Origin of the sequence: Fibrobacter sp., from assembly GCA_024398965.1 — a bacterium.
Classification (GTDB): Bacteria; Fibrobacterota; Fibrobacteria; order Fibrobacterales; family Fibrobacteraceae; genus Fibrobacter.
In genome coordinates this window covers 1-8,957 of the sequence record JAKSIF010000073.1, presented here as the reverse complement: position 1 = coordinate 8,957, position 8,957 = coordinate 1, and the positions used below count along the sequence as shown (strand labels likewise).

Sequence of the window (8,957 nt, the reverse complement as noted above, 5' to 3'; positions counted from 1 at the left end):
ATCGCGCTCTCCGCAACTGGTGCAACCTACAACGGTGAAGAACAGAAGCCGGTCGTAACAGTCACCTTCAACGGCAATGCACTTGTCGCCGATGCCGACTACACCATCGACTGGGGCGAAGGCGCATGGACGAATGCCGGCACTTACACCGTGAAGGTAACCGGCCAGGGTAACTTCTCCGGCGAACAGACCGCAGAGTTCACTATCGGCCTTGCAGAAGTCACCGTAACCGCCGAATCCAAGGGCAAGACCTACGGCGACGTAGACCCTGTCCTCACCGCTAAGGTCGAAGGCATGGTTAACGGGGAATCCTCCGCCGACCTGATTACCTACACGATCGTCCGCGATGCAGGCGAGGTAGTTGGAACCTACGCGATCACACTCTCTGGCGCATCCGTCCAGGGAAACTACAGCGTATCCTACGTGCCAGGCATACTCTCCATCGCCAAGGCAACCAGGAACGATGTTACCGTAGCGATGTCCGGCTGGACCTACGGTGAAGCCGCCGCAAGCCCCGCAGTAAGCGCCGACTTCTCCGCAGAAGGCGAACCCTCCATCGCCTACGCCGTCAAGAAGACCGGCGACTACGCCGAAAGTGACTGGAGCGTCACCAGACCTTCCACCGCCGGCACCTACGTGGTCAGGGCCACCGTGGCAGAAACCTCCAACTACGTGGGCGGTTCCGCAACGGCCGAGTTCACCATCGCACCAGCCGCAATCCAGGTCGCCCTCTCCGAAAACAAGACCTATAACGGTCTTGCCCAGACGCCAACCCTAACCGTCAAGAGCGGCGAAACGTCCCTGACGGAAAACGTTGACTACACCGTATCCTGGAACAGGACCGGCTTCGTGAACGCCGACAGCTACACGGTAACCGTATCCGGCAAGAACAACTATACCGGAACAGAAACCGCCACCTACGTCATCGGCCTTGCAGAAGTCACCGTATCCGCCGAATCCAAGGGCAAGACCTACGGCGACGTAGACCCTGCCCTCACCGCTAAGGTCGAAGGCATGGTTAACGGGGAATCCTCCGCCGACCTGATTACCTACACGATCGTCCGCGATGCAGGCGAGGTAGTTGGAACCTACGCGATCACACTCTCTGGCGCATCCGTCCAGGGAAACTACAGCGTATCCTACGTGCCAGGCATACTCTCCATCGCCAAGGCAACCAGGAACGATGTTACCGTAGCGATGTCCGGCTGGACCTACGGTGAAGCCGCCGCAAGCCCCGCAGTAAGCGCCGACTTCTCCGCAGAAGGCGAACCCTCCATCGCCTACGCCGTCAAGAAGACCGGCGACTACGCCGAAAGTGACTGGAGCGTCACCAGACCTTCCACCGCCGGCACCTACGTGGTCAGGGCCACCGTGGCAGAAACCTCCAACTACGTGGGCGGTTCCGCAACGGCCGAGTTCACCATCGCACCAGCCGCAATCCAGGTCGCCCTCTCCGAAAACAAGACCTATAACGGTCTTGCCCAGACGCCAACCCTAACCGTCAAGAGCGGCGAAACGTCCCTGACGGAAAACGTTGACTACACCGTATCCTGGAACAGGACCGGCTTCGTGAACGCCGACAGCTACACGGTAACCGTATCCGGCAAGAACAACTATACCGGAACAGAAACCGCCACATTTATTATTGCAAAGAAATCTGTGGAGATTTCTGTAAATGCTTCCAGTAAGATGTATGGTGAAAATGATCCAATCTTCACAGGAGTTGTTTCTGGACTGATTTCTGAAAATGACCTTGGCTTAATTCGTTATGTTCGAGAGATTATAGACAGTAATGTCGGTACTTATATGAATTCTCTAAATGCGCTCTACACAGAAAATGATAATTACGAAGTTTCTGTAATTAAGGGTGATTTTGAAGTAACGAAACGTGCTATTGTGATTACCTCCGCTACCGATAGCAAATTCTACGATGGAGTAGAATTTGTAAATCACCAGATTTCAGTTACTGGTGATGGATATGCAGATGGTGAATCTCTTGATTGCATTGTGTCTGGAAGGATTACTGAAGTGGGTCGTAGTAACAACACCTTGACTTGTACGTCTTCAAATACTGCAGAACTTGCAAATTATGCTGTTACAATGGTTGAAGGTACACTTACAATCAATCCTGTTGTTACGTTTGTAATGAACGGTCATGGTGAAGCCATATCTTCTCAGAATATCCTTCTGGGCGAAAAGGTCTCTGTTCCTGTAGCACCGATGGATGCAAGTTATAACTTTATGGGATGGTTCATTGATAATGAAACATTCGTTAAGCCTTATGACTTTGAATCTGCCGTGATGGAAAATAGGACCTTGTACGCAAAGTGGATTGCTAAGACTAAGATTCTTGTTGCAAAATATGGTGAAGGTGCAGATGACACAATCCATGTAGTTGTTTCTGTAATCAATAGTGAGGCAGAAAATATTGCTGACATTGGCAATGCTTTTGTTAACCATGTTCCTGCAATTGCCATTCCTATGAAACCATCGACTTTGACAACTGATTATCCTTTTGATACTTGGATTAAGAGTGAATCTGACATTGATGGTCTTGATGTTTATGTTCCTGTGTTTAAAGCGACCCCTCGTTCGCAACAAGAAATCATTGTTGCTGTAAATGGCATGGAACTGAATGTGGATGTTCCTGTTGATGGAACACCGGAAGAAATCATAACCGCAATTGAAAATGCACTTGCTGAACACGATCCTGCAATTATTCCTCAACCCACTAATCCTCATCGTGATTCTACCTACACGTTCAAGGATTGGATCAAGAATGAAGATGGAAAGTATGTTCCGGAATTTGATAGCTCATACAAGCCGGATGTAATAATTCAGGTCGCTGTCAATGATTCTGTAATAAATTCCGTTGCAATTCGTCCCTATGACAATGGTAAGGATATTTCTACAAAGATTGATTCTGAATTGAACAAGCAAGGAGTTGCTGTTTTTGTTCCAACGTCAACGGATTCTACAGAATTTGTTCTTGATAGTTGGATTCAAAATGAAGTGACTGGACTATATGAAGCTGTGTTTGTTGAACGTAGTAAAACATTCACCATTACATATGTGGCACCCAGTGCAATGCTTAGCGATAGCATTATGAGCTATACATACGGTTCTGTCACGAAACTTCCGAAAGCCTTTATTCCTCAAGATTCTGGTTGGGTATTCAGAGGTTGGTACACAAGAGTCAATGGCTTGGGTAATCGAGTAACATCCATTACTTCTACCGATTATGGCAACAAAAAGTTCTACGCATTCTTCCAAATGTCTATTTCTTATGAAGCAAAGGATATTCGTGGAAATGTTGAAGTAGCTTATGATGCTGATACAAAGAAGGCTATTGAAACCGCATTAAATAGTGTTATTCCTAAGGATTTCGAACAAGGTGGTATGACCATGACGTTTGATAAGTGGGAAAAGACTGTTGATGGTGTTTATGTAGCAACATTCAAGGAATCGGTTTCTATTGCAAATACGATGACCACACCAAAGTTTAATGTTTCGTTAAACGATAGAAATCTGACGATTTCAGATGCGGAAATTGGTGCAAAGATTATGATTGCTGATCTTAAGGGTTGTGTAGTTTATAATGGTGTGATAGGTAGCTCGGATCACATGATAGTCTTGCCGACAGCAGGAAATTATGTGCTTCGCGTGAATAACCAAACTTCCCGAGTAGTCGTTAAATAACGAGAAGTGAGAATATGAAAAATCTATTTAGATTCGTAAAACTATTAGTTGTTGCAGCGTCCCTGACTTTTGCTCAGGAAGGCGCTTCGCCAGAAGAGGTTCTGTCGGTCGACAGCACGCATGCGGTTCCTGCAGTAGAGGGAACACAGCCAGAGACTACGTCTCAGGTTCCTGAGAATCTTGACTCTACTGTTAAAACGTCAATGTTTGTGGAAGATACCTCCTTTACAAAGACATCGAAAGATACTCTCTTGGACACAATTAAGAATCTGAACGAATTCCAGAAAATGCGTGGAAAGAAACCCTTCTCCCACTATGACAGTATTGCTGTTTCGATTCGCGATAGCATTCTTTCCCATACTTACCATCATGGTGTTAGTTTTATTGGTGGACGTTCCAAGGATAAACGTATTGGTCATTTTGCAGATGATCTGGTATGGGGTGGAAACTTTGGGTTTTATTATTTTTATCGTCATTACCTTGGTGATCATATTGGGTTACAGGGGCATATCGGAGGCCTTTTCCGTTACTCGCGCTTTAACGACTTGATTGATAATGGATCTGCTGAATTCAATGGTGTAGATTATGCACTTGTTCGTGAACAAAGTTTGACTTACCATAATTTTTCTATTGACGTTCCTTTAACTTTGAAAATAGGAGGACGTTTATCTCATACATCGCTTTTACACGGAAGTGTATCTCTTGGCGTTACAAAATCTCTGTATGAAAAAATATCCGTTGACAATGAAATTCGTTTCAAGAATCCTTCGTCGGATTTGAAAGAAGCTTTAGATGTTCTTACCGAATCTAGACTATATCCTTATACGGAATATCATACAACTAGTGGAAATTTCTTCGCTGATGACTGGGAAATGAATAGTTGGATTGGTGTTGGTGTGGACTCTAAATATATTAATTTGGAATATCAAGTACTTATAGCTGCAAATTCCACCAGTTCTAACCATCGCATCCATGATATTTTCCGCAAGGATTGGCCTACCTGGCGTATTATCATAGACTTTAGTTTGTTGTAGGAGTTTTTATGAAAGAAAAAATTATAAAGAGTTTGTCTGCAACAGCAGTATTCCTTGCCGCTTCATTGTTTTGGGGATGTAGCCAGGATAATCCTATTGAAATAGAAAATGGTTACGATTACTCCATCAATTTTATGGTGGATAAGCTTGAATCTGATTTGGAAAAAACTGATTACTACAAATGCGAAAGTATTTATGGTGAAGATCGATGCAATAATTTCAAGGAGATTTTCGGCTCCTATGATAGCGAAGAAATTGCTGACACCAACTATAACGATGTTGGCGAATTGATTCATCCCGTTAGTAGTAGCAGTCAGGAAATTTTATCTTCCAGCTCTGTGACCAGGTACCCGTATTTGCTGAAGAACATGAACCTGAAAATAACTTTAACTAGCTATCAGCAAGTTGCGGATACACTAAGTTCAGCCGATATTGTGGGCGATCCAGAAGTTCGTTTTGCAATAAAGTTCTTCAGTGATGGCATTCAAGTTCGCATGGCCGAAACAGAAGACTATACTGTTTCTCCAGTTTTGCTCAGTGAAATGAATTTGATGGAGTGGACGGGTCACAGTAATGTTTCAGTACCAATTACTCGAGGTATTGACGAAATCCGTCTTTGCCCAATGGTGAAGAACATTGATGAAGATAGTGACGTTCTTGTTCCCGATGATGTAGATATTAGTTCTGGAGAATGCTATACAGTCACGGAAATAGGTTTGCTTGAAGGTCCTGTGACTCAGAGCGATTCTTGTGACTATTATAAAATGAACTGGGAATTGGAACTTTACTGATTTGGATAAGGTCAACGTAGGGTGACTCTATGATTAAAGTCAATGGCATTGATGTTGAAACGGACGGCAAGTCCTTTGTCGGTAAGTCTGTTGCCGAATACCTTTCCACCACAAATTTCGACTGCAAACGAATTGCTGTAGAACGTAATGGCGATATTGTGCCTAAAGCCAAGTATGGCGAAACCCTTCTTGCTGAAGGGGATTCTCTGGAAGTAGTCAGTTTTGTGGGAGGGGGCTAGTTTGGAACTGCGCACGCCCTCTCGGGAAGAGATGCTTGCCGCCCTTGTGGTACGACAAGGTGCCGAGAATGTTCAGAAATTGCAGGCGGCCACGGTGGCTGTCTGCGGTCTGGGTGGCCTCGGGTCCAATGTGGCTATCGCTCTGGCTCGTGCCGGCGTAGGCAAGCTTATTCTCATTGACTTTGACTGCGTCGACGTAACGAACTTGCACCGGCAGCAGTACAAGGCAAGTCAGGTGGGTGTGGCGAAGGCTGTGGCCCTGCCTGAAAACTTGCGAGAAATTGCCCCTTACATTGAACTGGAATCCCATCAGGTTCGCGTCACGGAGGAAAACGTGATGGAACTGGTAGGGAAGGCGGACGTCGTGGTGGAGGCCTTTGACAATGCGGAAGCCAAGGCCATGCTGGTGAATGCCGTGCTGGAACATAACGCGGAAGTTGCTGGCAGGGTCTGCACGAATCCTTCTGCTGGAGAGGACCGCGCGGTAGACCAAAAGTTCCTGGTGGCGGCCTCTGGAATGGCGGGTTTTGGTGATGCCAATAGTATCCAGACCCGCCGTGTATCCAAGAGATTTTATATGTGTGGCGACGGCGTCAGCGACGTAAACGATGGGATAGGGCTTGTGGCTCCCCGCGTCATGGCATGTGCCGCCCACGAGGCACAGACAGTGGTACGCTTGATCTGTGGAATGGAGCCCGCTGCAGAATGAACGCGCTTCCCCATGTCATCCTGAGCGAAGCGAAGAATCTAGATCATTCGCTGAAGATGACGTCTAAAATGAAGTTTAAAATATTAAAGGATTGTAAAGATGGAAAACGATAAACTGGTTCTTGGCGGTCATGAGTTCAACTCCCGCTTTATTCTTGGTTCTGGCAAGTACTCCCTGAAGTTGATCGAAGCTGCGGTGCAGTACGCCGGTGCAGAAATCATTACCTGTGCTGTCCGCCGTGCCAATACCAAGGAACACGAAAACATTCTGGATTACATTCCCAAGAGTGCAACCCTATTGCCCAATACTTCTGGCGCCCGCAACGCCGACGAAGCGGTTCGTATTGCACGCCTTGCCCGCGAACTGGGCTGCGGCGATTTCGTGAAGATCGAAATCATGCGCGACTCCAAGTACCTGCTGCCGGACAACTACGAAACCATCAAGGCTACTGAAATTCTTGCCAAGGAAGGCTTTGTGGTGCTGCCTTATATGCATGCCGACTTGAACGTGGCCCGTGACCTGGTGAATGCAGGTGCTGCTGCTGTGATGCCTTTGGCTGCTCCTATCGGTTCCAACCGCGGTCTTTCCGCCAAGGATTTCATCCAGATCCTCATCGACGAAATCGAACTTCCCATTATCGTAGACGCCGGTATCGGTAAGCCGTCCCAGGCTTGCGAAGCCATGGAAATGGGTGCCGCCGCCGTCATGGCAAACACCGCTCTTGCTACCGCCGGAGACTTGCCTCGCATGGCCGCGGCCTTCAAGTCCGCCATCGAAGCTGGCCGCAACGCTTACCTCTCCGGTATGGGCCGCGTGCTGGTTCGTGGTGCCGCCGCCAGCGATCCGCTGACCGGGTTCCTCCGCGATTAGTCAGCGATTAATCATTGATTAATCACCTTTGTAAATTTGAATAATGTCTATTTTCTAAAAAAAAGAGGATTTTTGTGATGGCATAGGTTTTGCATTTTCATTGAAAAATGGAGATGAACTATGCCAACAATACTAACTCTTTTTGGACTGTTTAAAATCAAATGAAGGATTGAAACCTAAAGATTTGAAATTGGCAGAATCTATTGTTGAAGAAAATAAGACTATTTTTGAATATGAATGGGTAAAATATTTTGGAACTAAAAAGAGCTGACATAAAGAACGTTGAAATACACGAAAACTGCATGGAATTCTTTGCTGAAAATGGAATGACTGCAAAGATCCGTTTTTGTGATTTTGCTCGTTTAAAAAATGCTGATCAATCTGTTTTAAGAAATTATTCTTTAGGATTATTTGGCATTCGCTGGGAATGTCTTGATGAGGATATTTCTTATGATTCAATCTTTTTTCCAGAACGATTCTCTTTGAAGTCCAGTTTATAATTAGGCGTAGTTATGTCTGAAAAAGAATATCACGACGAACGTTATTTTATTGATTCCGACACTTTGTCTCCGGAGGCTTTGGAACGTAAGCATCGTCTGGAAAATGACCCTAGCTCCCGTACCAATCACATGGAATACATGAAGGGCATGGAAGTCATCCAGTCCGACATTTATGGCAAGGTCATGGGACATGTGGATTCCGTAGACTTCAGTAAGTACACGGCCCGTGATGTGCTGGCTGCATTGGACCATCACGCTTGCACCGTAGAAGATTTCAAGGCGCTCCTTTCTCCTGCCGCCGCTCCCTTCCTGGAAAAGATGGCGCAGAAGGCAAAGCTGGAAACAAGCAAGCACTTTGGCAATACGGTCTATTTCTTTACTCCGCTGTATATTGCCAACTACTGCGAAAATTACTGCGTCTATTGCGGCTTCAACTGCTACAATAAAATCAAACGCATGCAGCTCTCCATGGAGCAGATCGAGCACGAAATGAAGGTCATCGCCGACAGCGGCATGGAAGAAGTGCTGATCCTTACCGGCGAAAGCCGCGCCAAGAGCAGCGTGGAATACATCGGCGAAGCCTGCAAGATTGCCCACAAGTATTTCCGTATGGTGGGTGTCGAAGTTTACCCCATGAACACCGACGAATACAAGTACCTCCACGAATGTGGGGTAGACTATGTAACTGTGTTCCAGGAAACTTACGACAAGGACCGCTACGAACAGCTTCACCTGCTGGGTCACAAGCGTATCTATCCGTACCGCTTCGACTCTCAGGAACGCGCCCTTATGGGTGGCATGCGCGGTTGCGGTTTCTCCGCATTGCTTGGCCTTTCTGACTTCCGCAAGGATGCCTTGGCCAGCGCCCTCCACGTGTTCTACCTGCAGAAGAAGTACCCTCATGCAGAAATGAGCCTGTCCTGCCCACGCCTTCGCCCCATCGTGAACAACGACAAGATCAATCCTCTTGACGTTCACGAAAAGGAACTTTGCCAGGTGCTGTGCGCTTACCGCATCTTCATGCCCTTCGTTGGCATTACCGTCTCCAGCCGCGAATCCAAGGAATTCCGTAACGGCATCGTAAAGATTGCCGCCACCAAGGTTTCCGCAGGTGT

The 8,957-nt window shown here is 46.8% G+C and carries 8 protein-coding genes; all 8 read left to right on the top strand.

Translation table 11 applies throughout. The features are described 5' to 3' along the window. The coding region (locus MJZ26_13950; protein ID MCQ2106882.1) for an InlB B-repeat-containing protein at positions 1–3,699 on the top strand (3,699 nt) is incomplete at its 5' end. A 14-nt stretch (positions 3,700–3,713) separates the two neighbouring features. After that, positions 3,714–4,733, top strand: a complete 1,020-nt coding sequence (locus MJZ26_13945; GenBank protein MCQ2106881.1) for a hypothetical protein — start codon at positions 3,714–3,716, stop codon at positions 4,731–4,733. 8 nt (positions 4,734–4,741) lie between these two features. Then, positions 4,742–5,524, top strand: coding sequence for a hypothetical protein (locus tag MJZ26_13940; GenBank protein ID MCQ2106880.1), 783 nt, complete (start codon positions 4,742–4,744; stop codon positions 5,522–5,524). Positions 5,525–5,553: 29 nt separating this feature from the next. Then, on the top strand, positions 5,554–5,763 hold the full coding sequence (gene thiS, locus MJZ26_13935) for a sulfur carrier protein ThiS (protein ID MCQ2106879.1): 210 nt from the start codon (positions 5,554–5,556) through the stop codon (positions 5,761–5,763). 1 nt (position 5,764) lies between these two features. After that, positions 5,765–6,472 carry a thiamine biosynthesis protein ThiF gene (thiF, locus tag MJZ26_13930; protein MCQ2106878.1) on the top strand — a complete coding sequence of 236 codons (708 nt, stop codon included), beginning with the start codon at positions 5,765–5,767 and terminating at the stop codon, positions 6,470–6,472. Positions 6,473–6,571: 99 nt separating this feature from the next. Continuing rightward, complete coding sequence (locus MJZ26_13925) at positions 6,572–7,342, top strand: thiazole synthase (protein ID MCQ2106877.1); 771 nt, start codon at positions 6,572–6,574, stop codon at positions 7,340–7,342. Positions 7,343–7,644: 302 nt separating this feature from the next. Then, entirely contained in the window at positions 7,645–7,842 is a 198-nt protein-coding gene (locus MJZ26_13920; protein MCQ2106876.1) for a DUF2442 domain-containing protein, read from the top strand. A gap of 12 nt (positions 7,843–7,854) precedes the next feature. Further along, positions 7,855–8,957, top strand: a 1,103-nt coding sequence (gene thiH / locus MJZ26_13915; protein ID MCQ2106875.1) for a 2-iminoacetate synthase ThiH, incomplete at its 3' end; no start/stop codon positions are given.